Source organism: Planosporangium spinosum (assembly GCF_049999945.1).
GTDB classification, from domain to species: domain Bacteria; phylum Actinomycetota; class Actinomycetes; order Mycobacteriales; family Micromonosporaceae; genus Planosporangium; species Planosporangium spinosum.
Genome location: NZ_JBLYUB010000001.1, coordinates 452,281 through 476,875, shown reverse-complemented (window position 1 = coordinate 476,875; position 24,595 = coordinate 452,281). Strand labels below are relative to the sequence as shown.

General features: G+C 70.9%; 22 protein-coding genes. 14 read left to right on the top strand and 8 right to left on the bottom strand.

The window, feature by feature from the left end:
• The first annotated feature begins 22 nt into the window (after positions 1 to 22).
• From ACNTMW_RS02235 to ACNTMW_RS02215, 5 genes are read left to right on the top strand one after another with little or no spacing between them, the layout of a single operon-like run.
• Positions 23 to 1,243, top strand: a complete 1,221-nt coding sequence (locus tag ACNTMW_RS02235; protein WP_426631601.1) for a cytochrome P450 — start codon at positions 23 to 25, stop codon at positions 1,241 to 1,243.
• Positions 1,240 to 1,896 (top strand): TetR/AcrR family transcriptional regulator, encoded by a 657-nt coding sequence (locus tag ACNTMW_RS02230; RefSeq protein WP_426631600.1) that lies wholly within the window; start codon positions 1,240 to 1,242, stop codon positions 1,894 to 1,896. The genes ACNTMW_RS02235 and ACNTMW_RS02230 overlap by 4 nt, the downstream gene beginning before the upstream one ends.
• A gap of 36 nt (positions 1,897 to 1,932) precedes the next feature.
• Positions 1,933 to 2,133, top strand: coding sequence for a ferredoxin (locus ACNTMW_RS02225; RefSeq protein WP_426631599.1), 201 nt, complete (start codon positions 1,933 to 1,935; stop codon positions 2,131 to 2,133).
• Entirely contained in the window at positions 2,130 to 2,360 is a 231-nt protein-coding gene (locus tag ACNTMW_RS02220; RefSeq protein WP_426631598.1) for a hypothetical protein, read from the top strand. Before ACNTMW_RS02225 ends, ACNTMW_RS02220 begins: the two co-directional genes overlap by 4 nt.
• Positions 2,351 to 2,548, top strand: coding sequence for a hypothetical protein (locus ACNTMW_RS02215; RefSeq protein ID WP_426631597.1), 198 nt, complete (start codon positions 2,351 to 2,353; stop codon positions 2,546 to 2,548). The genes ACNTMW_RS02220 and ACNTMW_RS02215 overlap by 10 nt, the downstream gene beginning before the upstream one ends.
• 154 nt (positions 2,549 to 2,702) lie before the next feature.
• Here the strand turns inward: ACNTMW_RS02215 and ACNTMW_RS02210 are convergent, their stop codons facing one another.
• The 3 genes from ACNTMW_RS02210 to ACNTMW_RS02200 form a co-directional block, all read right to left on the bottom strand.
• Complete coding sequence (locus ACNTMW_RS02210; RefSeq protein WP_426631596.1) at positions 2,703 to 3,227, bottom strand: hypothetical protein; 525 nt, start codon at positions 3,225 to 3,227, stop codon at positions 2,703 to 2,705.
• Positions 3,228 to 3,467: 240 nt separating this feature from the next.
• Entirely contained in the window at positions 3,468 to 4,265 is a 798-nt protein-coding gene (locus ACNTMW_RS02205; RefSeq protein ID WP_426631595.1) for an SAM-dependent methyltransferase, read from the bottom strand.
• 386 nt (positions 4,266 to 4,651) lie between these two features.
• Positions 4,652 to 5,485 (bottom strand): HAD family hydrolase, encoded by an 834-nt coding sequence (locus tag ACNTMW_RS02200; RefSeq protein WP_426631594.1) that lies wholly within the window; start codon positions 5,483 to 5,485, stop codon positions 4,652 to 4,654.
• Positions 5,486 to 5,622: 137 nt separating this feature from the next.
• Between ACNTMW_RS02200 and ACNTMW_RS02195 the strand changes: the two genes are divergently transcribed.
• Positions 5,623 to 6,153, top strand: a complete 531-nt coding sequence (locus ACNTMW_RS02195; RefSeq protein ID WP_426631593.1) for a YbhB/YbcL family Raf kinase inhibitor-like protein — start codon at positions 5,623 to 5,625, stop codon at positions 6,151 to 6,153.
• Here ACNTMW_RS02195 and ACNTMW_RS02190 read toward each other — a convergent pair.
• Positions 6,131 to 6,628: a ribosomal maturation YjgA family protein gene (locus tag ACNTMW_RS02190; RefSeq protein WP_426631592.1), complete on the bottom strand. Its 498-nt coding sequence runs from the start codon at positions 6,626 to 6,628 to the stop codon at positions 6,131 to 6,133. The genes ACNTMW_RS02195 and ACNTMW_RS02190 overlap by 23 nt on opposite strands.
• Positions 6,629 to 6,748: 120 nt before the next feature.
• Between ACNTMW_RS02190 and ACNTMW_RS02185 the strand changes: the two genes are divergently transcribed.
• A complete protein-coding gene (locus ACNTMW_RS02185; RefSeq protein WP_426631591.1) occupies positions 6,749 to 8,314 on the top strand; it encodes an MDR family MFS transporter in 1,566 nt (521 codons plus the stop codon).
• Between the two features lie 119 nt (positions 8,315 to 8,433).
• Here the strand turns inward: ACNTMW_RS02185 and ACNTMW_RS02180 are convergent, their stop codons facing one another.
• A complete protein-coding gene (locus ACNTMW_RS02180) occupies positions 8,434 to 8,568 on the bottom strand; it encodes a hypothetical protein (protein WP_426631590.1) in 135 nt (44 codons plus the stop codon).
• A gap of 587 nt (positions 8,569 to 9,155) precedes the next feature.
• Between ACNTMW_RS02180 and ACNTMW_RS02175 the strand changes: the two genes are divergently transcribed.
• The 7 genes from ACNTMW_RS02175 to ACNTMW_RS02145 all read left to right on the top strand — a co-directional run bounded on the left by ACNTMW_RS02175 (position 9,156) and on the right by ACNTMW_RS02145 (position 20,382).
• Positions 9,156 to 12,380: a discoidin domain-containing protein gene (locus ACNTMW_RS02175; protein WP_426631589.1), complete on the top strand. Its 3,225-nt coding sequence runs from the start codon at positions 9,156 to 9,158 to the stop codon at positions 12,378 to 12,380.
• A gap of 216 nt (positions 12,381 to 12,596) precedes the next feature.
• Entirely contained in the window at positions 12,597 to 13,664 is a 1,068-nt protein-coding gene (locus tag ACNTMW_RS02170) for a LacI family DNA-binding transcriptional regulator (RefSeq protein ID WP_426631588.1), read from the top strand.
• 448 nt (positions 13,665 to 14,112) lie between these two features.
• Positions 14,113 to 15,495: an ABC transporter substrate-binding protein gene (locus tag ACNTMW_RS02165; RefSeq protein ID WP_426631587.1), complete on the top strand. Its 1,383-nt coding sequence runs from the start codon at positions 14,113 to 14,115 to the stop codon at positions 15,493 to 15,495.
• A gap of 77 nt (positions 15,496 to 15,572) precedes the next feature.
• Entirely contained in the window at positions 15,573 to 16,514 is a 942-nt protein-coding gene (locus ACNTMW_RS02160) for a carbohydrate ABC transporter permease (protein WP_426631586.1), read from the top strand.
• A gap of 10 nt (positions 16,515 to 16,524) precedes the next feature.
• Positions 16,525 to 17,415: a carbohydrate ABC transporter permease gene (locus ACNTMW_RS02155; RefSeq protein ID WP_426631585.1), complete on the top strand. Its 891-nt coding sequence runs from the start codon at positions 16,525 to 16,527 to the stop codon at positions 17,413 to 17,415.
• An 83-nt stretch (positions 17,416 to 17,498) separates the two neighbouring features.
• A complete protein-coding gene (locus ACNTMW_RS02150; protein ID WP_426631584.1) occupies positions 17,499 to 19,130 on the top strand; it encodes a glycoside hydrolase family 13 protein in 1,632 nt (543 codons plus the stop codon).
• Between the two features lie 133 nt (positions 19,131 to 19,263).
• Positions 19,264 to 20,382 (top strand): 5-methyltetrahydropteroyltriglutamate--homocysteine S-methyltransferase, encoded by a 1,119-nt coding sequence (locus ACNTMW_RS02145; protein WP_426631583.1) that lies wholly within the window; start codon positions 19,264 to 19,266, stop codon positions 20,380 to 20,382.
• A 12-nt stretch (positions 20,383 to 20,394) separates the two neighbouring features.
• Here ACNTMW_RS02145 and ACNTMW_RS02140 read toward each other — a convergent pair whose 3' ends face one another.
• The 3 genes from ACNTMW_RS02140 to ACNTMW_RS02130 all read right to left on the bottom strand — a co-directional run bounded on the left by ACNTMW_RS02140 (position 20,395) and on the right by ACNTMW_RS02130 (position 24,583).
• Positions 20,395 to 21,363: an SLAC1 family transporter gene (locus ACNTMW_RS02140; protein WP_426631582.1), complete on the bottom strand. Its 969-nt coding sequence runs from the start codon at positions 21,361 to 21,363 to the stop codon at positions 20,395 to 20,397.
• A 145-nt stretch (positions 21,364 to 21,508) separates the two neighbouring features.
• Positions 21,509 to 22,912, bottom strand: a complete 1,404-nt coding sequence (locus ACNTMW_RS02135; RefSeq protein ID WP_426631581.1) for an alpha/beta hydrolase — start codon at positions 22,910 to 22,912, stop codon at positions 21,509 to 21,511.
• Positions 22,913 to 23,053: 141 nt separating this feature from the next.
• Positions 23,054 to 24,583, bottom strand: coding sequence for a hypothetical protein (locus ACNTMW_RS02130; protein ID WP_426631580.1), 1,530 nt, complete (start codon positions 24,581 to 24,583; stop codon positions 23,054 to 23,056).
• Positions 24,584 to 24,595: the final 12 nt, after the last annotated feature.

The window sequence follows — 24,595 nt, the reverse complement described above, 5'->3', positions numbered from 1 at the left end:
GGTAGTCGAGGAGGGGCATGCGGTGAGCCATCAGAAGGACCGGCAGGTGCTGAGCTACCCGATCCCGGGCGCGGGGCCGCTGGAGCCGCCGGTGGAGTGGGCGACGCTTCGCCGGGAGTGTCCGGTCGCGCCGGTGCGGCTGCCCAGCGGGGACGAGGCGTCGCTGCTGACCCGCTACGAGGATGTCCGCCAGGTGCTGTCGGACCCGCGGTTCACCCGGCAACTGACCGCCGCCGGCGCGGCCCGGATCTCGGCCAACGAGTCGGGCGGGGTGTTCAACAGTGCCATGGCGACGGCGCTGCCGCAGACCGGCGACGAGCACCAGCGGTGGCGGCGGATGGTCGGTAGGTGGTTCACGGCCAGGCGCATGGCGGCGCTGCGGCCGGGGATCGAGGCGACGGCCGAGCGGCTCATCGACGACATGGTGCGGTGCGGCCACCCCGCCGACCTGAAGGCCTGCCTCGGCTTCCCGCTCCCGGTGTGGGTGATCTGCGACCTGCTCGGCGTCCCCGACTCGGACCGGCACCGGTTCTCCCACTGGTCCGACGCGCTCCTGAACCTGACCCGCTACACCCAGGCCGAGATCGACGCGGCGCAGGCGGAGTTCTTCGGGTACCTGGCCGCCCACGTGGCGGCCAGGCGCGCGGAACCGGGCGAGGATCTGCTCAGTGAGCTCATCACCGGCACCGGAGCCGACGGCTACCGGATGTCCGACGTCGAACTGGTGGCCACCGGGCTGGGCCTGCTGGTCGCGGGACACGAGACCACGGCGAACATGATCGGCAAGATGGTGGCCATGCTGCTGGCCGACCGGCGCCGCTGGGAGCGGCTCCTGGCGGATCCGACGCTGGTCCGCTCCGCGGTGGAGGAGGCGCTGCGGTTCGACGCCAACTCGGGATTCGGCATGCCGCGGTACATCGAGGAGGGGACCGAGGTCGCGGGCGTGCGGGTCGCACCGGGCACCACCGTGGTGTGCAGCATGGCGGCGGCCAACCGGGACGACAGCGCGTTCGCCCACGCCGACGAGATGGACCTGAGCCGCAGCCCCAACCCGCACCTGGCCTTCGGCGCCGGGGCACACTCGTGCCTGGGGCAGGCGCTGGCCCGCACCGAACTGCAGGCCGTCCTCGAGGTGCTGCTGCGCCGGCTGCCCTCCCTGGAACTCGCCGTCCCGGCCGGCGACCTGCGCCGGGTGGAGGGGCTGGTCGTCGGCGGGTTGCGCGAAGTCCCGGTGCGGTGGTGAGGGGGACCGGCAGGGCGGTCCGGGCCGAACGGGTCAGCGCGACGCGCGAGCTCATCATGGCCACCGCCGAGCGGCTGTTCGCCGAGCACGGACTGTACGCGGTGTCGTCCCGCCACATCAGCGAGGCCGCGGGACAGGGCAACACGGCCGCCGTCGGCTACCACTTCGGCACCAGGACCGACCTGGTGCGCGCGATCGTACGCAGGCACGCCGAACGGATGGAACTGCTCCGCACACGGATGGTGGCCGAGGTGGACGGCTCCACCGAGGTGCGGGACTGGGTGGGGTGCCTGGTACACCCGGTCACCCAGCACCTGGCCGCGCTCGGCAGCCCCACCTGGTTCGCCCGCTTCGGTGCCCAGGTGATGACCGACCCGGCGGTCCGCGAGATCATGCTCGACGAGGCCCTCACCTCGCCGTCGCTGCTGCGGACCATGGACGGGTTCAACCGGTGCCTGCCCGACCTGCCGGTCGCCGTACGGCTGGAGCGCAACGACATGGCCCGCCAGTTGATGGTCCACATGTGCGCCGAACGTGAGCGCGCCCTGGCCGAGGGCACCCCCACGCCCCGGTCGAGCTGGTCGGAGGCCGCCGCCGGGCTGATCGACGCGATCACCGGCCTGTGGCTGGCGCCGGTCACGTCGCATTCCTGACGGGACGCTCGCCCCGACGAATCACAGGAGAATCCGATGAAGGTGACCGTGGACGCGGACAAGTGCTGCGGCGCTGGCCGGTGCGTGCTGCTCGCCCCCGAGGTGTTCGACCAACGCGACGAGGACGGGGTCGTGAACCTCCTCGACCCGCGACCACCGCGGCGGCTGCACCCCACGGTGCGCGAGGCCGCCGGTGGCTGCCCCGCCGCGGCGATCGAGCTGAGCGAGCCGGCATGACCGTACCCGCCGTCACCCCGGCCGCCGGCGTCTCCGCCGCCGATCTGGCCATGGTGGAAACGCTCCGGCGCAAGGGCTACCGTGGTGCGGTGACCGCACTCGGTGCCGAGCCGCACCTGCCCTACGGCCGGCAACTGCGGGCCGATGCCGTCGGCGTGGCCACCGGAGCCCGACCCCGGACGCTCCCCGGTCAGCCCCGCATGAGGGGGATGGTGCGATGCGGATGATCGTCGGTCTGGTGCTCGCCCTGGCCGGTGTGGCGATCGCGGTGCTCCCGGCCCGGTTCGCCCGGTACGAGCAGCGGCAGTACGCCGTGATCCTCGGCTCCAGAGTGGCGTCCCGCCTCACCAGGGCACTGCTGCTCGCCGTCGGGGTCGCGCTCGTTGTACCCGGGGTCATCCTCGCCCTGCGGTGATCCCGGGGGACCGGATGCGACCGCGGTGTCCGACCGGTTTCCCGATGGCCGATGACGCGCGGTTCCGTGAACCGGAGGGTGACGTCGCGAGGCCACCGGGTGGTGGCGACTTCTACGCCGGGATGACGCATCCGCCCCAGGGCGTGCCCGGACGTCAGCGACCGGGTTCGGGTGGGGCGTCGTCGAGCGGGTCCGCGGCCAACACGGTGGGCGAGACCAGCCGCTGGAGGTAGGCGGTGACGTCGAAGGTGAACGGACCCAGTGGCAGCGTGCCCCACCGGGGGCGGTGGGGTTGCCGGAAGCCGGTCCACGTCACCGTGTCCGGGTCGAGGGTGATCCGGGCCAGCAGCGGCCAGCAGCCCCACAACCCGCAACCACACCCCAACAGTGCGAGCTCGCCGGGCTCGTAGCCGCAGTAAGAGGGATGGACGACCTCGCCCAGGAAATGGCGGGCAGGCCAGGCGACGTCCGGTGCGGGCAGCCCGTCGTGAGCGTCGAGCAGGAAACGTTCCCGCTCGAGGTCCGAATCGAGGTCGTCGTCGTCCAGTTCGCGCGCCCACAGCGGCGCCGTCACTCCGGCCACCAGGGCCCGCAGGTCGACATCGTCGATGCGGACGCCCATGACGAGACTGTGCGGCCGTTCGCGGGCGGGGTAAACGGTGAACTCGATGACGTTCACGTCGGTTGTCCGCCTCCCTGATCCGAGCCCTGCGTCCACGCGGGCCGTGCCCTTCCGGCCGGGTCCACCGGCCGCATGTCCTCCCACGTCGGAAGGTCGCGCGCCCGGGTACCGATCCGCACTCCTTTGGCCGATCCCGGTGACCCCACGGTGTTCCCGCGGCACTGGGTGGGGGAGGGGTCCGGTCGCGGACCGTTCCGGGGCGGACCCGTCCCGTGGAGAGGCCGGGTGCGCGGCGGCCTAGGGTCTGCGGGCCACGCCGACGTAGATTCCGTCCTGGTCGTCGCCGTCCGCCTGATCATCGCGCCATTGCGGAGCGCTCACCACTCCCGGCTCCACCAGCTCGAAGCCGTCGAAGAGGGCGACCACCTCGGGATAGGAGCGGAAGTACATCGGGTTGCGGCTGTGCCTCATCGCGGTGACCACGGCGTCCATCTCCGTCGGCATCTGGTCCGCGGTCAGGTGTGACAGGGCCAGATAGCTGCCCGACGGCAGCGCCTCCCGGTAGCTGGCCAGGAGGTCACGCGGGCTGTTGTCGTCGGATACGAAGTGGAAGATCGCCACCGTCAACAGGCCCACCGGTCGGCTGAAGTCGAGCAGTCGCCGGACGGCCGGCGCGTCGAGGACCGTGTCCGGCTGGCACAGGTCGGCGTTGACGATGGCGGCCCGGTCGTTGCCGTCCAGGATGAACCGGCTGTGCGCCACCGCCACCGTGTCGTAGTCGACGTACACCACCCGGCACCGCGGATCGGCCTGCTGGGCGATCTCGTGCACGTTGCCGGCGGTCGGAATGCCGGAGCCGAGATCGAGGAACTGGGTGATCCCCTGGTCGACCAGGTAGCGCACCGCCCGCCGCAGGAACGCCCGGTTGGAGGCGGCGATCCGGCGCCCGTCGGGCTGCACCCGCAGTACCTGTTCGCCCATGGCCCGGTCGGCGGCGAAGTTGTGCCTGCCGCCCAGCAGGAAGTCGTACACGCGGGCGGCGCTGGGAACGTCCACGTCGACGCCGTCCGGTACCCACTCGGCCTGCCCGGTCATCGTGCACCTCACCCTCGGTCGGCTCCCGGAGCGTACCCGCCGAGGGGCCCGGCTCACACCCCCTCCACCGACGGCCGGGGCGCGGCCCGCGACGGTTTGCTCCCGATCCGCGACGTGTCATACCGAAAGACCAGGACGACGGTCAGTCACCATAGCCGGGTGACCGCCGCGACCTACCACCTCGCCTGCCTGGTGTGCCTCAAGACCGTCGACCCGGCCGGACCCGCCGTCGCACCGTCCGACGGCGAGCCCGAGTTCTCCTGGATACCGTTTGTCGAGGATCTCCGTACGGTCGGCGTTCGGCTCATGCATCCGCGGTGCTTCGCGGAGATGCTCGGCATCGACGTTCTCGTGTCGGTCGTCCACCGCCACGACGAGCTGACACGTCAGGCGAGCCACCAGGCCCACACGAGGATCACCAGCCTTGGGCGGGACCTCGACCTCCGGGAGGACCGTGACAACCCGGAACGAGAAGACGACCGGTAACGGCTCACCGCGGACGCGGGGCGGCAGGTGTCCTGATCCGTGGGGTACGTGTCGTTGAGGACCGCGGCGACGCTGCCCCGAGGACGGAAGCCAACTCGGCCAGGTTCGTGACCTCGTACGTGACCGGCGCGCTGTCCGGCACCGCCCGCCCCCGGCGGTTGACCCGCGGCCCGGATACCGGCCGCGTGCGCCTCGCCCACGTCAGCCGTGAGCGAGTCACCGACGTGCAGCACCTCGCCGGCCCCCAGCCCCAGCGCCGCGAGCCCTCGCGTGAACATGGCGAGGTGTGGTTTGTACACGCCGACGTCCTCGCTGGTCACGACGGCGGTGAAGGTAAGGCCGTGGTACGCCGTTGCCGCCGCCAGGTCGTCGCGGTCGACGTCGGAGACCACGCAGACGGGTACCGTGACGCGGGAGAGGAACTCCCGGGTACCCGGCCGTAACGGTGGCGACCGCCAGTACGCGAACTGTGCCGCGCACAGCGAGGCCGGGTCACCGGCGCAGCCGACCTCCGCCATCACCGTGGCCAGGCTCGCCACGGCGCTCTCCCGCAGCGACCGGAACGGCGGCCCGTCCGCGACCGTCGCGAACTCCCGGCCCCACGCCTCGCTGACGGCGGGTCCGGTGACCGGCGTCGACGCGCCGGCGGCGACCTGTTCGGCGATCGCGTCCATGACGGCGTCGTCGTCCTCCACCACCGTGCCGTAGAAGTCGAGCAGCAGTCCTTTGGGCACGGCCGCAGGTTAGCTCTCCGGCGACCCGGACGGGGATGCGGTGGCCGTCCGTTCGCGCCGGGCCACCCCGGCGACGTGGTGCGGAACGATCTGATTGGGTAACCAGGGTACCGAGATCAACCTCTTGGGAGAGTCACATGAGTCTTGACCGACCCGTCGCGCCGGACCCGTACCAGCTCCTGCCCGCCGTCGGCTCGTTCGCCGTGGCCAGCTCGGACGTGGCCGACGGCCAGCCGATGGACCAGACGTTCGCCCACCCCGGGGTGGGTGGTAGCAACGTCTCACCGCAGCTGTCCTGGTCCGGCTTCCCGGCGGAGACCCGCGGCTTCGCCGTGACCTGCTTCGACCCCGACGCGCCCACACCGTCCGGCTTCTGGCACTGGGTGCTGGTCAACCTGCCGGTCTCGGTCACCGAACTGGAGCGGGGCGCCGGCGCACAGGAGCCGCCCGGCGGCGCGTTCTCGTTGCGTAACGACTACAGCGAGACCGGTTACGGCGGGCCGTACCCGCCCGCGGGCGACCGCCCGCACCGGTATTTCTTCGTGGTGCACGCGCTGGACGTGGACGCGTTGGAGCTGACCCCCGACTCGTCGCCCGCGTACGCGAGCTTCAACCTCGCGTTCCACACGCTGGCCCGGGCCATCATCACGCCGACGTACCAGGTGTGAGCCGGTCCGGAGACCGATCGCCGGATGGGGGAGCCGTCGCGGCCGGGTGCGTTCCGGCCGCGACGGCTCCCGCACCTCGATTCCGCTCGGTTCTGGTTCGACCGCGAAGGAGCCAGTCGAGCGCGACCAGCGGAACGACGCCGACGGGGTACCACGCGACGTCCGTCAGGTCGAACTGCGCGCCCAGCACGAGCCGGGCCAGCAGGCTGCGAGCCGAGAGGGCGGCCGGAACGCCGGTCAGTTGAAGGACCTCGACGAGCCAGCAGAAGCCGACCGCGATCCCGCCGGCCGGCAGCGGGGAGATGCGGGGCCACAGCAGCAGTACCCCGGTGTAGACCATCGCCGCGTAGAGGGCCGTGCCGGAGTACTGCTCCAGGCTGCCGCTGCCGACGACGCGGATGGTGAGGCCGGCGGCCACGACGCACACCGCCGACGCGGACGCGAGGAGCCGGACGGACCGCGGCGTGATCGGCATCCCGGCGATGTTAGTCGATCGTGACGCGGCTCTCACCGGCCGCGGAGCCGTTGCGGGAATGCTTCGCAATGCGAACTAGTTGATCTCGGCGTTCGACGGTTCAGCGGAGGAGAGACCTGCATGGCGACCACACCGGCGGCCGGTACCCAGGCGACCACACCGGTACGCGGCCCCCGGACGGGGGTCGGCTTCCGCTCCGACCGCGGTCCGGTACTGGCCGCGATCATGCTCTGTATCGGCCTGGTCGCCCTCGACTCCACCATCATCGCCACCGCCGTGCCGTCCATCGTGCGTGACCTGGGCGGCTTCTCCCAGTTCCCGTGGCTGTTCTCGATCTACCTGCTCACCCAGGCGGTCACCGTGCCGCTCTACGGCACGTTCGCCGACTCGCTGGGCCGCAAGCCGGTGATGTTCTTCGGCATCTCGCTGTTCCTGCTCGGGTCGGTCCTGTGCGGCGCCGCCTGGAGCATGCCCGTACTGATCATCGCGCGCGCCCTGCAGGGCATCGGCGCCGGCGCCGTCCAGCCCATCAGCATGACGATGGTCGGTGACCTCTACACCGTCGAAGAACGCGCCCGGGTGCAGGGGTACCTGGCCAGCGTCTGGGCGATCGCCTCGGTACTCGGCCCCACCCTGGGCGGGGTGTTCTCGGAATACCTGTCGTGGCGGTGGATCTTCTTCGTCAACCTGCCGCTCGGCGCGGTCGCGGCCTGGGTACTGGCCCGCCACTTCGCCGAGCGGGTGGTCCGCCGTGCGCACACGGTCGACTACGCCGGCGCCGCCCTGCTCACCGGCGGGTTGTCGCTGGTCATCCTCGGGCTCCTCGAAGGGGGCGTGGCGTGGCCCTGGGCGTCGGCCCAGAGCCTGGTGATCTTCGCGATCGGCGCGGTCCTGCTCGGCGCGTTCGTCGTCGTGGAGCGCCGTGCCGCCGAGCCCGTGCTGCCGCTGTGGGTGTTCAGTCGCCGCGTCCTCGCCGGCGGCAACCTCGCGTCCCTGGGCTTCGGGGTCCTGACGATCGGGCTGAGCTCCTACGTGCCGACCTATGCCGAAGGCGTGCTCGGTACCAGTGCGTTGGTGGCCGGCTTCGCGCTGGCCGGGTTCACCATCGGCTGGCCGATCGCGGCCACCCTCTCCGGGCGCATCTACCTCAGGATCGGTTTCCGGGACACCGCGCTCATCGGCAGCGTGTTCGTCATCGCCGGCGCGACGCTGATCGCGCTGCTGACGGCCGGCTCGTCGGTGTGGGCGACGGCCGGGGCGGGCTTCGTCGTCGGCTTCGGGCTCGGCCTGTCCGCCAGTCCGACGTTGGTCGCGGTGCAGTCCGTGGTCGGGTGGGAACGCCGGGGTGTGGTCACCGGTACGAACATGTTCAGCCGCTCACTCGGCAGCGCCGTCGGCGCCGCGGTTCTCGGTGCGATCGCCAACGCCACCCTGACCGCCCGTTTCGCCAGCCCGCCCGCCGAGGTCGCCGGGCGGATGCCCGGTGACGCGGACACCAGCAGCCTCCTGGCTGGCGGACATGCCCGGTCCATCGATCCGGCGGTGGCCGAGTACGTCCGGACCTCGCTGTACGACGCAACGCACCACGTCTTCCTCGCGCTGGTCGTGGTCGCCGTGCTCGGGGTGGGTGCGTTGCTGCTGATGCCACGGCGCAGCGAACGGATGGGTCAGAAAGATCCTGTGTGAGGTGGTGATCCGGCAGGCCGGCGACGGTGGCGAGAGTGCCGAGCACTGGTTGCACGTGCTCACCGGACTCAACAACCGTGGCATGCGCGACGCGCGCATCCGCAAGGCCGTGCGGCCGTTCACTGGTTCCAGGGCACTCCCCAGTACCTGGTGATCTTCTTGATGTCCCCGTCGAAGCGCATCGCCCCGCCTTGTTCCCATCCGCAGTCGCGGTTGTAGGCGACGGCTGGCTGGCGGTTCGGGTATCCGAACACGATGACAAGCTCGGTAGTGCCCCCTAGCGGGCAGCCGCCACCGGCCGCCCTCGGTGAGCCGGGGGCGTCGACGGCGCTGTTGTTGCGAAGACGGTAGATCTCCGTCCCGTGTCCGACAAGGCGCAACCGGAAGCAGAAATTTGCCGATCGCTGTCCGCAAGAACAGTCCGACCGAGTCGGACGCGGGGACCTGCCCGGGTCTCATGTGGGTGCGATCGGGGTCCGGAACGACCGTTGGTCAGATCCTTGCGGGCAAACTCAAGAATTAGACTTCGATAAATTTAAATATTGCGCGATTGTGTCGAGCGGGTTAACGTCCCTGGTACATCGCACGTCACGGTCCACCCACGGCCCGGCCGGCCAGGCCCGCTGCACCCCGTCGCCATCGTCAGCCCCCATGGCCTCCCGCCGCCCGTACCCCGTCCGCGCCGGCACCACGCCGTGGTCCGCCACCTTGACGGCGCCGGACGAGGACGGCGCGGCCGACCCCCCATCGGTCCCAGCCGACCCTTCGTCGGCTCGACGGAAGTGACCAAGGAATGTTCCGGTTCACCAGCTCCGCCAGACCCGTCACCCGCATCAGCACCATGGCCAGCGGACTCCTGATCGCCGCCGGCATCACCGTCCCGGCCACCACCGCCACCGCCGTCGCGGCCGCCACCCCGACCATCGCGGCCGCCACCGGCGGGGTCGGCGCGACGCTGCCCTACGTCGAGGTACAGGCGGAGAACTCGGCCACGAACGGGACGATCATCGGCCCGAGCGCCGTCTACGGCACCCTGCCGGCCGAGGCGTCCTACCGCAAGGCGGTGACGTTGCAGGGCACCGGCAGGTACGTCGAGTTCACGACGCCGATCGCGACCAACTCGATCGTCTTCCGGTACAGCATCCCCGACTCGTCGAACGGGTCGGTCTACACCGCGCCGCTGTCGCTGTACGTCAACGGGGCCAAGCAGCCCAACGTCACGCTGACCAACGCGTACAGCTGGTACTACGGCGGGTACCCGTTCACCAACTCGCCCGGCAGCAACCCGCACCACTTCTACGACGAGGCCAACCGGCTCTTCAGCCAGACCTATCCGGCCGGCACGAAGTTCCGGCTGCAGGTCGACGCGGACTCGACCGCCTCGTCGTACACCATCGACTTCGCCGACTTCGAGAACGTCGGCGCCCCGCTCGCGCAGCCGGCCGGCTCGGTCTCCATCACCAGCAAGGGCGCCGACCCGACCGGCGTGCAGGACTCCACGTCGGCGATGAACCAGGCGATCGCGGCGGCCGGCGCGGGCGGCACCGTGTGGATCCCGCCGGGCACGTTCAAGATCCTCGGGCACATCGCGGTCAACAACATCACCATCAGGGGTGCCGGCATGTGGCACTCGCGCACGCAGGGCGACCGGATCGGTTTCTACGGCAACTACCCGCCGACGCCCAGCAGCAACGTGCACCTCGCCGACTTCGCCATCTTCGGCAACGTCCAGGAACGCAACGACGGCGACCAGGTCAACGGCATCGGTGGCGCGATGAGCAACTCGACCGTCGACCGGGTCTGGATCGAGCACACCAAGGTCGGCGCCTGGATGGACGGGCCGTTCACCAACCTGGTGTTCAACCAGATGCGCCTGCGCAACTACACCGCCGACGCCATCAACTTCCACAACGGCGTCACCAACTCGAAGGTCACCAACAGCGACGTGCGCAACGCCGGCGACGACGGGCTGGCCATGTGGGCCGAGCAGAACGCGGACGCGAACAACTCGTTCGACCACAACACCGTGCAGTACCCGATCCTGGCCAACGGTATCGCCATCTACGGCGGCCACGACAACACCGTGGCCGACAACCGGGTGATCGACTCAGGGCTGACCCAGGGCGGCGGCATCCACGTCGCCCAGCGCTTCAACTCGACCCCGCTGGGCCGTACCGACGTGCTGCGCAACACCATCATCCGGTCCGGCAGCCTCGACCCGAACTGGAACTTCGGGGTCGGCGCGCTGTGGTTCGACGCCCGGGACGCCGCGATGAGCGGCCTGACCAACGTCGACAACATCCTCATCCAGCAGAGCCCGTTCGAGGCGATTCAGTTCGTCTCGGGCTCCAGCATCACCAACGTGAAGATCAACAATGCGACGATCCAGAACACCGGTACGTGGGTCATCCAGGAGCAGGTCGGTGGCTCGGCGACCATCACCAACAGCACCGCCACCGGTACCCAGGCCCCCGCGCCGGTCTACAACTGCGGCGTCGGCTTCACGCTGACCGACGGTGGCGGCAACGCCGGCGTCACCTCGCCGTCCGCGTGCCAGAACATCACCAACCCGGCGTTTCCGCCGTACCTGCCGGACAGCACGTCCGGAATCTCGGTCAGCCCGACCGCGCTCACCTTCGGTACCGTCGCGACCGGCGCGACCAGCGCCGCGCAGACCGTCACCGTCGCCAACACCGGCAGCTCGGCGGCGGCCGTGAGTGCGATCGGCACCTCGGGTGACTTCGCGCAGACCAACACCTGTGGCAGCAGCATCGCCGCCGGCGCGTCCTGCACGGTCAGCGTCACGTTCCGGCCGACCGCCGCCGGTTCGCGGACCGGCACCCTCACCGTCACCGCGGCGGGCACCACCACCACCGTCGCGCTGTCCGGTACCGGCGTCGCCCCCGGGCCGATCCTGACCGCGAACCCGGCCAGCCTCACCTTCGCCGGTACGGTCGTCGGCCAGTCCGCGCCGAGCCAGACCGTGACCGTGTCCAACACCGGAACCACCCCGGCGACCGTCTCCGGCGTGACCGTCAGCGGCGACTTCGGCCAGGCCAACACCTGCGGTACCCTCGCGGTCGGCGCGTCCTGCACCGTCACGGTCACCTTCAAACCGACCACGTCGGGTATCCGGACCGGCGCGGTGACCATCACCAGCAACGCGAACAACGGCCCGACCGCGATCAGCCTCTCCGGCACCGGCATCGGTACCGGAACCAACCTCGCCGCGGGCCGTCCGGCCACCGCCAGCAGCCAGGTGAACGGCGCCCAGCCGCCGACGGCCGCGACCGACGGTGACGCCAACACGTACTGGGAGAGCGCCAACAACGCCTTCCCGCAGTGGCTCCAGGTCGACCTGGGCGCCGTGTACACCGTCGGCAAGGTCACGCTGAAGCTGCCGCCGTCGGCCGCGTGGGGCGCCCGTACCCAGACCCTGTCGGTGCTGACCGGCACGGACGGGTCGACCTTCAGTACTGCCGTACCCTCGGCCGGCTACCCGTTCAACCCGGCGACCGGCAACACCGTGTCGATCACCGTGCCGGCCACCAATGCCCGGTACGTCCGGCTGAACGTCACCGCGAACACCGGCTGGCCCGCCGGCCAGGTCGCGGAGTTCGAGGTGTATCCGAGCGGCGGCGGCGGCGGTACGCCGACCAACCTGGCGGCGGGCAAGCCGACGGCCGAGTCGAGCCACACGCAGGGGTACGTGTCCGGCAACGTCACCGACGCCGACGCCGACACGTACTGGGAGAGCGCCAACAACGCGTTCCCGCAGTGGGTGCAGGTGGACCTCGGCTCGGCGCAGAGCGTCGGCAGGGTGGTGCTCCGGCTGCCCGCCTCGTGGGGAGCCCGCAGCCAGACCCTGTCGCTCGCGGCCAGTACCGATGGCGTCACCTGGACCACGGTCAAGGCGTCGGCGACCTACCTGTTCGACCCCGCCACGGGTAACGCCGTGACCATCACGTTCCCCGCGACGACCCAGCGGTACGTCCGGGTCACCGTCACGGCCAACACCGGCTGGCCCGCCGGCCAGCTCTCCGGCTTCGAAGTCTGGAACACCTGAGCGGTCACGGGGGAGCGGGCACGGGACCTCCCCGCAGGCCGGCGGTGGTGCCGGGCCGGTACGACGGCGCGGCACCACCGGGCCGTCGTACCGGCCCGCACGGGCGGGGCCGTTCCTGGTCCGCATCCCACCGGCGAAGCGACCACGGCCGCATGGAGGTGCCGGCATCGTCAAACATGTGCAAGAGTTGCATTCAGATGTATTAGGCTTGCGTACGTGACGCGACGACTCGCTGAAGTTGCCAAGTACGTCGGGGTGAGCGAGGCGACCGTGAGCCGGGTGCTCAACGGTAAGCCCGGCATCTCCGAAGCGACGCGGACCGCCGTGCTCACCGCGCTCGACGTGCTCGGGTACGAACGCCCCTCCAAGCTGCGCGGCGAGCACGCCCGCCTGGTCGGGCTGGTGCTGCCCGAGCTGCAGAACCCGATCTTCCCGGCCTTCGCCGAGGTCGTCGCCGGCGCGCTGGCCAAGCGGGGATTCACTCCGGTGCTGTGTACGCGCACGATCGACGGGGTCTCCGAGGCCGACTACGTCGACATGCTGCTGGACCGGCACGTGTCCGGACTCATCTTCTGTGGCGGGTTGTTCGCCCAGGCCCGCGCGCGGCACGACCACTACCTGCGGCTGCGGGAGCGCGGCCTGCCGGTGGTCCTGGTCAACGCCGCCATCGACGATCTCGGGTTCGCCTGCGTGGCCACCGACGACGGGCACGCCGTCGAGCAGGCGTACAGCTACCTGACGTCGTTGGGGCACGAGCGGATCGGCCTGGTGCTGGGTCCCGAGGACCACGTGCCGTCCCGGCGCAAGCTGGCCGCCTTCACCGCCGCGGTAGGGGACACCACGGGGCTGGTGCAGCACACCATGTTCTCGATGGAGGGCGGCCGGGCGGCCGCGACCCAGCTGGTCCGGCGGGGCGTCACGGCCATCGTCTGTGCCAGCGACATCCTGGCGCTGGGTGCCCTGCGCGCCGTACGCCGGCTGGGGCTCGAGGTGCCCGACGACGTCTCCGTGATCGGGTACGACGACTCGGCGTTCATGATGTGCACCGATCCACCGTTGTCGACGGTGCGCCAGCCGATCGAGGCGATGGGGCACGCTGCGGTCGCCCTGCTGATCAACCAGATCGACGGCAACCCGGTGGTATGCGAGGAGATGCTGTTCGAACCCGAGCTGGTGGTGCGTTCCTCGACCGCCCCGGTCCGTGCCACGGCGGACCGTACGGCGACGGTCCGTGCCACGGCGGACCGTACGGCGAAGGTCCGTGCCACGGCGGACCGGATATAGCCCGACCGACACTCCCGTCGACCGACGACGTGCCCGCGCGATGCGCGGGCACGCCTCTTTTCGCGGCCGTGCCGGTCTCCTTGTCGCCGTGCCGGTCTCCTTACCGCCGTGCCGGTCTCTTCGCGGCCGTGCCGGGTTCCAGTCGGGTGCGCACCCTGCGGTACCGATCGGCTTCGATCCCATGTCGACCGTGCACCGTGGATCGCCCCACCCGCCGTAACGATCTTGCTGTAACGGAGTCGTGTCCTTGCGGGATATAGATGAAATCTTGCGGTCTCCTGTAGGTATCGGTACCGTGAAGCCACCTTCGCCGCGGCGACATGGTTCGCCGGCACCGCGCACCGAGTGAGATCGCGTCGGGTGACGTCAGGTTCTACCGCGACCGCCCGCAGCCATGCCCCCGCACCGTCGATCGTTGCTGAGCGCACGCTCAGGGAGGGATCCATCGATGAACAGCTCTGACTTACGCAGGTTGGCCGCGGTCGCGATGGTCGCCGCGATCGGTCTGTCGGGCGTCGCCGCCTGCTCTTCGGACGACAGCGGCGGTGGCGGCGGCTCGGACGGGTCTCCGCTCCTGGACAAGAACGCCAAGGTGACCATCTCGATCGACTGCCAGCCGCCGACCACCAAGCCGGCGCAGCGCAAGCAGTGGCTGGACGACATCGCGGCGTTCAACAAGATCTATCCGAACGTCACGATCAAGAGCAAGGACGCGTCCCCGTGTGAACAGCCGGCCGCGTACGCCGCGCAGCTCAAGGCGGGCACCCAGTCCGATCTCTTCTACTCCTACTTCACCGACCTGGGCGCCGTCCTCGACGCCGGCCAGGCTACCGACATCACCAGGTACGTGACCCCGGAGACGGTGCCGGCGCGCAGTGACATCGACCCGTCGGTGCTGAACACCTTCTCCGAGGGCGGCAAGCTGTACGGCCTGCCGAGGAACAACTACAAGATGGGCCTGATCTACAGCCGCAAGCTGTTCGGTCAGGCCGGTCTCGACCCGGACAAGCCGCCGACCACCTGGGACGAGGTCGCGGCGGCCGCCAGGAAGATCACGGCGCTCGGCACCGGGATCAACGGGTACGGCGAGTACAGCGCGGCCAACACCGGCGGTTGGCACTTCACCGCGGAGATGTACGGCCTCGGCGGCACGATGGTGTCCGCCGACGGGAAGAAGGCCGCGTTCAACGACGCGACCGGCAAGCAGGTCCTGCGCAACCTCTACACCATGCGCTGGGTCGACCAGACGATGGGCGCCACCCAGGGCTACAAGTGGCCGGACCTGATGACCAACATGGTCGCCGGCAAGGAAGGCATGTACGTCGGCGCCCCCGACGACATCACGTACATGGTCGAGACGCTGAAGGGCGACTACGCCGACTACGGCATGGGCCCGATGCCCGGCGGCAAGGGCGCGCTGCTCGGCGGCGACGGCTACTTCTTCAAGAAGGGCCTGACGCCCGACCAGATCAAGGCCGGTATCGCGTGGCTCACCTTCAAGTTCCTGACCCCCGGTCAGGGCCAGTTCGCGTACGCCCGGAACAAGGCGGACGGCCTGCCGGTCGGCCTGCCCGAGCCGTTCTTCTTCACCGGCGCGAGCGCGGAGAAGGAGAGCCGGGACAAAGCCGCCAGCGCCACCATCCCGGTGGCCAACTTCACGGCGTACGTGAGCACCCGGATCCCCGGCTTCGTGGAGCCGCCGCACGCCCAGGAGATCTACAAGGTGCTGGACACGGCGGTGTCGGCGGTGCTCACCGACCGGAACGCCAACGTCGACGAGCTGCTGAAGACCGCGGAGACACAGGTCAACCAGGTTCTCGCCAACTCGTGACGCGATGGGGTGCGGTGCGTCCGCGCCGCACCCCATCGCACCACCTTGTCCAGTCCTGGTGCGACAGGAGAACCCCGATGGCGACCACCACACTCGTGCCCCGTACCACGAAGCACCGCTCTCCGGCGCGGCGGCCACGGGGCGGCGGCCGGGCCGGCCGGCGGGTCCGGGACAACGTGACCGCGCACGCGTTCCTCCTCGGCGCGGTGCTCTGCTTCGCGCTCTTCTCCTGGTACCCCATGGTGCGCGAGGTCGTCATGGCCTTCCAGCGCACCAGGCGGGGGCAGACGAGCTGGGTCGGCTGGCGCAACTTCGTCCAGGTGTCGCACGACCCCGCGTTCTGGCACGCGTGGGTCAACACCCTGGAGTTCACCGTGCTGGCGCTGCTGTTCGGGTTCGCGTTGCCGTTCTTCGTCGCGATTGGACTCAACGAGTTGCGCCACGCGCAGGGCTACCTGCGGATCCTGGTCTACCTGCCGGTGATGCTGCCGCCGGTCGCCTCGGTGCTGCTGTTCAAGTACTTCTTCAATCCCGACTTCGGGCTGTTCAACGCGATCCTGCGCACCGTGGGCCTGCCCGCGTCGCAGTGGCTGAACTCGGCGACCACCGCGATGCCGTCGGTCGTGATCGCCGCGACCTGGATGAACATGGGCAGTGCGGTGCTCATCTACCTGGCCGCCCTGCAGAACATCCCGGGCGAGCTCTACGAGGCGGCGGAACTGGACGGCGCCGGGCTGCTGCGCCGCATCTGGCACGTGACCGTCCCGCAGACCCGGCTGATCCTGTCGCTGATGCTGTTGTTGCAGATCATCGCCACCATGCAGGTGTTCACCGAGCCGTTCCTGCTCACCGGCGGCGACGGACCGAAGGGGTCGACCACCACGGTGGTCTACCTCATCTACAACTACGCGTTCAACTTCAACAACTTCGGCGGCGCGGCCGCGCTCGGTGTGGTCATGCTGCTCGTGCTCGCCGGATTCTCCGCGCTCTACCTGCGGCTGTCCCGCGACGGCGAATAGGAGGCCAGCGATGTCCGTGTTTGACTCCGGAACCCGTACCCTCATCTCACCGGCGCAGCTGGGCCGCCCGCGGGGGCGGGCCGTGTACTGGGCCGTCCTCGCGAGCGTGATCGTCGTGTTCACGCTGGTCTTCCTCGGCCCGCTCTACTGGATGGTGACCGCCGGCTTCAAGTCGACGCACGAGGTCATCTCCAACCCGCCGACCCTGTTCCCGCAGGACCCGGACCCCGGGACGTACGCCGCGGCCTGGCGCCATCTCCACCTGGGCCGCCTGCTGCTCAACAGTGCGTACTACGCGTTCGGGGCGCTGGCCTTCCAGTTGGTGTTCGACGTGGCCGCCGCCTACTCGCTGTCCAGGCTGCGTCCCGTGTTCGGCCGGGCGATCCTCGGGCTGATGCTGGCCACGCTGATGATCCCGGCGGCGGTGCTGATCGTGCCGCAGTACCTGACCGTCGTGGACCTGCCGATCGTCCACATCAGTCTGATCAACACGCCGTGGGCGATCTGGCTGCCGACCGTCGCCAACGCCTTCAACATCTTCCTGCTCAAGCGGTTCTTCGACTCGATACCGCAGGAGTTGCTCGCGGCCGCGTCGATCGACGGTGCCTCGCCGCTGCAGACGCTGTGGCGGATCGTCCTGCCGATGTCCCGTCCGATCCTCGGGGTCGTGTCCATCTTCGCCGTCGTGAACGTGTGGAAGGACTTCCTCTGGCCGTTCCTGGTCCTCCCCGACCCGACGAAGCAGCCGGTCAACATCGGCATCAACTCGCTGTCGCTCAACGTGGCGCTGAACGAGATCGTCGCCGGGCTCACCATCGCCTCGATCCCGACCCTCATCCTGTTCCTGCTGTTCCAGCGGAACATCATGTCGGGCCTCACCGCCGGCAGTCTGAAGGGCTGACCTGCCCGCGATCCTGGACACTGAGGGGGACTATCGGCCGCCCGAGTGTCCGGGATCTCCCCACGAACCGGAAAGGGAGTCACGTGTCCCACGAGTGGTGGCGCACCGCCGCGATCTACCAGGTGTACCCGAGAAGCTTCGCCGACGGTAACGGCGACGGCATCGGTGACCTGGCCGGGATCGCCGACCGCCTGCCGTACCTGCGCGCGCTCGGGGTGGACGCGATCTGGTTCAGCCCGTGGTACCCCTCGCCGATGGCCGACGCCGGCTACGACATCGCCGACCACCGCGACATCGACCCGGCGTTCGGCACGTTGAGCCAGGCCGAGGAGCTGATCGCCCGGGCGCACGCGCTGGACCTGCGCATCATCGTGGACGTCGTGCCCAACCACTGCTCCGACCGGCACCCGTGGTTCCGCGAGGCGGTCGCGGCCGCGCCCGGTTCGGCGGCCCGGGAGCTGTTCTGGATCCGCGACGGGCGCGGCCCGGACGGCGACCTGCCGCCCAACAACTGGCGGTCCATCTTCGGCGGGCCGGCGTGGACCCGGCTGCCGGACGGCCAGTGGTACCTGCACCTGTTCGCGCCCGAGCAGCCGGACCTCAACTGGGGCAACCCGAAGGTGCGCGAGGAGTTCGAGGACATCCTGCGGTTCTGGTTCGACCGCGGGGTGGACGGGGTCCGCATCGACTCGGCGTCCGTCGTGGCCAAGGACCCGGGGCTGGCCGACTTCGACCCCGAGGCGCCGCCGTCGCCGCACCCGTACGACGACCGGGACGAGGTACACGACATCTACCGCGCGTGGCGTGCGGTCGCCGACGGCTACCCGCGGCGGCGTGCCCTGATCGGCGAGGTCTGGCTACCCGACCCGGTCCGGTTCGCCCGCTATCTGAGCCCGGATGAGCTGCACACCGCGTTCAACTTCGACTTCCTCGGCTGCGCCTGGGAGGCGGGGGCGCTCCGCCGGTGCATTGACGCGACCCTGGCCACGCACGCGCCCGTCGGCGCGCCGGCGACCTGGGTACTGGCCAACCACGACGTGACCCGCACGGTCACCCGGTACGGCCGGACGGACACCACCTTCGACCACGCCGGCCGGCGGCTGCGCCACGGCAGCCCGAGCGACCTCGCCCTCGGTACCCGCCGGGCCCGGGCCGCCGCGCTGCTCAGCCTCGCCCTGCCCGGGTCGGTCTACCTCTACCAGGGGGAGGAGCTGGGCCTGTGGGAGGTCGAGGACCTTCCCGACGCGCTGCGCCAGGACCCGATCTTCAGCCGTACCGGGGGTGCCGATCCCGGCCGCGACGGGTGCCGGGTGCCGCTGCCGTGGTCGGGCCAGCAGCCGCCGTTCGGGTTCAGCCCGCACGGCGCCACCGGCCGGCCCTGGCTGCCCCAGCCGGACGCCTGGCGTGACCTCACCGTGCAGGCCCAGGACGGCGCGCCGGGCTCGATGCTGGAGCTGTACCGGGCGGCGCTGCGGCTGCGCCGGCAGCTCTCCGGCCCCGGTGCCGGTGCGCTGCGCTGGCTCGACGCCCCCCGCGAGGTGCTGGCGTTCATCCGCGGCGACGACGTCGCCTGCGTGGTGAACCTGTCCGCCGCGCCGGTACGGCTGCCGGAACACCGGGCCGTCGTGCTGGCCAGTGGACCGCTCGACGGTGACCGGTTGCCCACCGATACCTCGGTCTGGCTGCGCGTCCCGGGCCTGCCGACCGGTGACTGACCGCGGCGGACGGCCCGTTGCCCGCGTGGCAGTCGATGCGGCCGGGGCTGTTGCCCGTCCGGCGCTCGACGTTCCACGATGGATCGCGCGGCCCGGCGCCGGGACACCGACCGGGCCGCCGAATGGAGGTGACATGAGTCTGCGCACCCGTCCGCCGTTCCGCGCCGACCACGTGGGTAGCCTGCTGCGCCCGCGGCATCTGCGCGAGGCCCGGGCGGACCACGACAAGGGCGACCTCACCACGGACGAGCTGCGCGAGATCGAGGACGCGGCCATCCGTGACCTCGTGCGCATGCAGGAGGAGGTGGGGTTGCGGTCGGCCACGGACGGGGAGTTCCGGCGCGCCTCGTGGCACATGGACTTCATCTACCAGCTCGGCGGCATCGACACGGTCGACGAGAAGCTGCTCGTGCACTTCTACAACGAGGCCGGTGAGCTGGACTTCGCGACCCCGGCGCTGCGTGTCCACGACCGGATCGCCCTGACCGAGACGATCTTCGCCGACGCGTTCCGGTTCCTCCGGGACACCGTGACCACCGCGACGCCGAAGCTCACGATCCCGTCGCCGAGCATGGTCCACTACCGGGGTGGTCGGGCGGCGATCGACGCGGGCGTCTACCCGGACCTGGAGCTGTTCTGGGCCGACCTCAGCGCGGCGTACCGCGAGCAGGTGCGACGGCTGGGCGAACTCGGCTGCACCTACCTGCAGTTCGACGACACGAGCCTGGCGTACCTCAACGACCCCCGTCAACGGGCGCAGCTCGCCGCCCGCGGTGAGGACGCCGAGCACCAGCACGAGCGCTATATCAGCCAGATCAATGCCGCGCTCGCCGGGCGCCCGGACGGCATGACCGTCACCACGCACATGTGTCGGGGGAACTTCCGGTCGTCCTGGGCCGCGGAAGGCGGGTACGACTTCGTCGCCGAGGCCCTGTTCACCCGGCTCGACGTCGACGGGTTCTTCCTGGAGTACGACGACGCGCGCTCCGGCGGTTTCGAGGCGCTGCGGTTCGTGCCGCCCGGCAAGACGGTGGTTCTCGGCCTGGTGACGACGAAGCGCGGCGCGCTGGAGGACAAGGACACCCTCAAGCGCCGCGTCGACGAGGCCAGCCGGTACGTGCCGCTCGACCAGCTGTGCCTGTCACCGCAGTGCGGCTTCGCGTCGACCCTGGAGGGTAACGACCTGACCTACGACGAGCAGGTGGCCAAGCTCCGGCTGATCGTGGAGACCGCCGAGGAGATCTGGGGCTGACCCGGCCCGCGGTCACTGGAGCTGCGGGAGGAACCTGCGGCGGGCGAGGGCCGCGGTGGTCTCGACGGCGAGGGCGGCGATGAAGGCCGTGATCGCGAGGAGGACGACCCAGGCCAAGACCTTGTACCCGACGGGCCTGCCGTAGTTGATCCAGTGCAGCGCGAAGGTGGCGACGGCGGCGTAGGGGAAGGCGAACGACCAGAACGGCGGGCCGAAGGCCAGCCGACGGTACACGGGGATGAACCGGACCTGGGCGATCGCGGTGAGGACGGTGAAGCCGCCGAGCGCCAGCGCGACGGCGTCGACCCGTCCGTGGGTGATGGCAAGGTAGGCGAGGCCGGCGAGGGCGGGTGGCGCGACCTCGATGGCCAGGGTGGGCGTCAGCGGCGCGGGCAGCCGGGGGCGGAACATCAGCCGGGCCATGATGACCGAGCCGATGAGCAGCCAGGACACCACGCCCAAACCCATGAACGCGTGCGCGACGCCCGTCCAGCCGGCGAGCGCGGCGCCGATGGAGGCGATGAGGCCCCCGGCGACGGCGGGCAGGACGTACCCGGAGTGCAGCCGGTCCACGTCGAGGTCCGCGACGAACCACTGGCCGGCCAGCCATCCGGCCAGGACCGTGGTGGCGGCGGCGAACACCGCGAACAGCCACCTGCCGGCGGCGGGGGAGTGCGGCATCAGGCCGATCGCCAGGAGCATGCCGACGATCGGGATCAGCGACACGAACGGTCCCGACACCGGATCGGCCAGGTCGGCGCGCCAGCCGCCGGGCCGGCGCGGTACCTGCGAGAGGTAGCCGACCACGAGTACCAGCCAGACCACGGCGGTCACGAGGAACAGGGCGTCGGCCACGAGCGCGGGCGCCAGCCCCAAGAGGGCGGCGTACCCCCAGCAGGTGGCCAGCCCGGCCAGCCCGTACGCGATCCCGAACATGTTCGGCGTGATCCCGACCTGCGGCCGGGTGACCTGCGTGTTCATCCGAGTCCTCGCAACGAAGGTCGGAGGTCACCTGCTCGTCCACGAATCCGCCGGGCGGTACCGCGCGGGCGATCCCGTGCGTCCTGTCCACCCGGAAGCCGGCGACCTACCCCGAAACCGGGGCACCCATACCTCCGGCGGCGGGTCAGCGCAGTCCGAGGTCGGCGCAGAGCGGGGGAAGCAGCCGTGCGAAGGCGTCGCTGGCGAACTGCCAGTTGTGCCCGGCCACGCCGGTGAACGCGTGCACCCGTACGCCGTTGCGCGCGGCGGTCGCGGCGAGCCGCTTCGACACCGCCAGCCGGACTCCGTCGTCGGCCCCGGAGGCGAACCAGCCGGTCAGGCCTCTGCCGTGGCGCGTGCGCAGCAGCCGTACCGGGTCGTGGTCGGTCATGGCGTGCCGCGACCCGCCGAACAGCACCCGCCTGGTGTGTGCGGCGTCGCCCAGGTTGGGGCGCGGGTCTCCGGCGAGGTCGACGAAGGTCCGGAACGTGTCGGGGTGTGCCAGCGCGAGGTCGAGCGCACAGGTGCCGCCCGCGGAGAATCCGGCCACCGCCCACCTGCCGGGAAACCTCGGTATCCGCAGCGTCCTGGTCACGAACGCCGGTACGTCCACGGTCAGGTAGGTCTCCGCGTCGCCCCGCGGGCCGTCGACGCACTCGGTGTCGCCGGTCGCGGAGCCGTTCTGGTCCACGAACAGCAGGACCGGTGCCCGTCCGTGGTGCCCGGCCGCGTACGCGTCCGCGCTCGCGATCGCCCGGCCCGAGGTCGGCCACTGGACGGGCGCGCCGGGCGCGCCGGCCAGCATGACGACCACCGGCAGCTTCGTGCGGGCCGGCGTGAAGTACGCCGGTGGCAGATACACGCTGCCCCGCCGGTGGGCGAAGCGCGACCTGGTGGCCGGAGGGTCCAGCGCGACGAGGACGCCGCTGTCGGACCGCACCGAGCCGGGCGGTAGGTGAAGCGCGGAGGCGCCGCGCACCCGGGTGTGCCCGAGCAGGTCGCCGACGGTCGGCCACACGCCGTACTCGTCGTTGACCAGCAGCAGGGCCCCGGCGAGGGTGAGGGGTACCGCCGCGCCGGCCGCCCATCGCCGGCGGCGGTCGGGCCCGGTGACCACCAGGGGAAAGCCGACCAGCGCGGCCAGGCCGAGACCGGCCCACAGGGCGAAGCTCGGCGGATACGGGTCGGTGACCATTCCGGTCAGCCGCAGCGCGGTCGCGGCGACGCCGGTCATCGCCGTCGCCGTCAGCACCACGGCGGGCAGGTACCGGCGCAGCCAGCGCCGCCGCCGGGACAGCCACGAGCCGGCCAGCGCGAGGACGCCGAGCACCTCGACCGCCGGTGCCAGGGCCGGCCCCAGCAGCGGCACGCCGTCGAACCTGCCCGCCCGGGCGGCTGTCCACAGCACCCCGAGCAGCAGCAGCGTACCGGCGGCCGGCAGGGCCGAGAGCGCTGTCCCGAGGCCGCGCCGGATCGTGGGTGCCCGCCGGCTGCCGGGCCGGGCCGGCAGCCGGGCCACGCACCGTGCGGTTGAGGGGCGACGGGTCACCGGCTCCATCATCGCTCCGGCCACCGGTTCCGGCACGTCCGTCGGGGGCCGTTCCGGTCCGGTGCGGGTACGTCCGTCGGGGGCCGTTCCGGTCCGGTGCGGGTACGTCCGTCGGGGGCCGTTCCGGTCCGGTGCGGCGTCCTACGCCTTACACAGGGGGACGTCCGGGACAACCTCCTGTCGGTGCAGGACTTTCGTCGTAGCGCCGATACCTCCGGAGTTCTTGACCGGAGCGGTCTTGAACGTCTTGAGGAAAAAGTTGATCACGTCGGCGACCGGGGCCGGGATGGTGTACCCGACACCGTAGTTGGCCAGGATGTCCAGGCTCGCGCCCCGGCAGACGATGAGGCCGGCGCTCGAACCGCGGGTCACGCCGACGGACGCGGTCAGTCCGAAGTAGAGACCGGCGGTGAACCCGAACGCGCCGATCCCGACGTAGAACCTCGCCTGGTACGCGACGATCATGCCGTTGACGCCGATGGACACGCCGTCGATCGAGTTGGTGAGGCTGTTGCGGACCTGGAAGCCCTGCGGCACGCGGGCGCCGAACGAGCCGTCGGCGTAGCCGAAGCCGAGCGCCCCGGTGAAGGAGTACTCGCCGGCGGCCTTGAGATGTCCGTCCTTCGCGCTGAACGCCGTCTTCACGATCAGCCACTGGTTCACGGTGACCGAGAAGGGCACGCCCAGCACCTGTCCGATGGGGACGCTGAAGTCGATCGGGATCGCGAGCCGCTTGTTGACGTTGTAGTCACCGCCGACCCTGGTGGCCCCCTCGACGTCCACCTTGAGCCCGGCGCCGCCGCTGACCTGGAGTTCGGCCTGGGTGACCGAGCCACCCCGGATTCCCAGGTGGAACTTGGCCGACGGCTTGTTCATCACCAGCGTGACCGTGCCGACCAGGCGGACGCCGTTGCTGTCGTAGGTGAAGTGCGCACCGACCCCGCCGGAGCAGCAGATCGCCGTCAGGTTGAACCCGCCGGCCTTCGCGGCTTCCTGCCCGCCGGCCCGGAGCGGCCACTGCGCCAGCCGGGCCGCGGGCTGGTCGGCCGGCTGGTCCGCGTGCTGGTCCGCCTGTCCGGTCGTCGGGCCGAGACGCAGTCGCGGCAGGACGATCTGGCCGTCGGTCGACAGTGCCCCGGGTACCACCTGTCCCTGCGCGTCCGGGGGCGGCCCCTCGGTGTCCGCCCAGCGCGGCTCGCCGGCGTGGTACGCCGTCATGTCGTCGAGCGCGATGGGCCGGTCGGCGGCGAACGTACCGTCCTTGATCACCTCCGTGATGTCCACCGGCCCGATCGTCACCGCCAGGTCGCCGCCGTCGCGACGGACGTCCAGTACCCGCCCGACGCCGCGCCCGGTGACGAACATGATCTTGCCGACCGCCAGCTGGTCGGCGCGGCCGGCGCGCGGGTCGAGGCGCCAGATCAGCCCGTCGTCGGTCACCGACCGTACGGACGCGCCGCCCCCACCCACGATCACCACGTCCGGTTGGTACGTGACCGCCGGGTTCGGTGTCGGCGCCGGCCCGTACCGCAGGTCGGCGCCGACACCGGTCGCACGGCCGGCATCCGCGCGACCGGGCGCGGGGCCGCCGCACGCGGTCGCCGTGAGCAGTACGGCGACGAGGGTCGCGACGGCCGGTAGGGCCTGGCGGGTCAGTATCCGGGGAGGCACGGGGGCTCACCT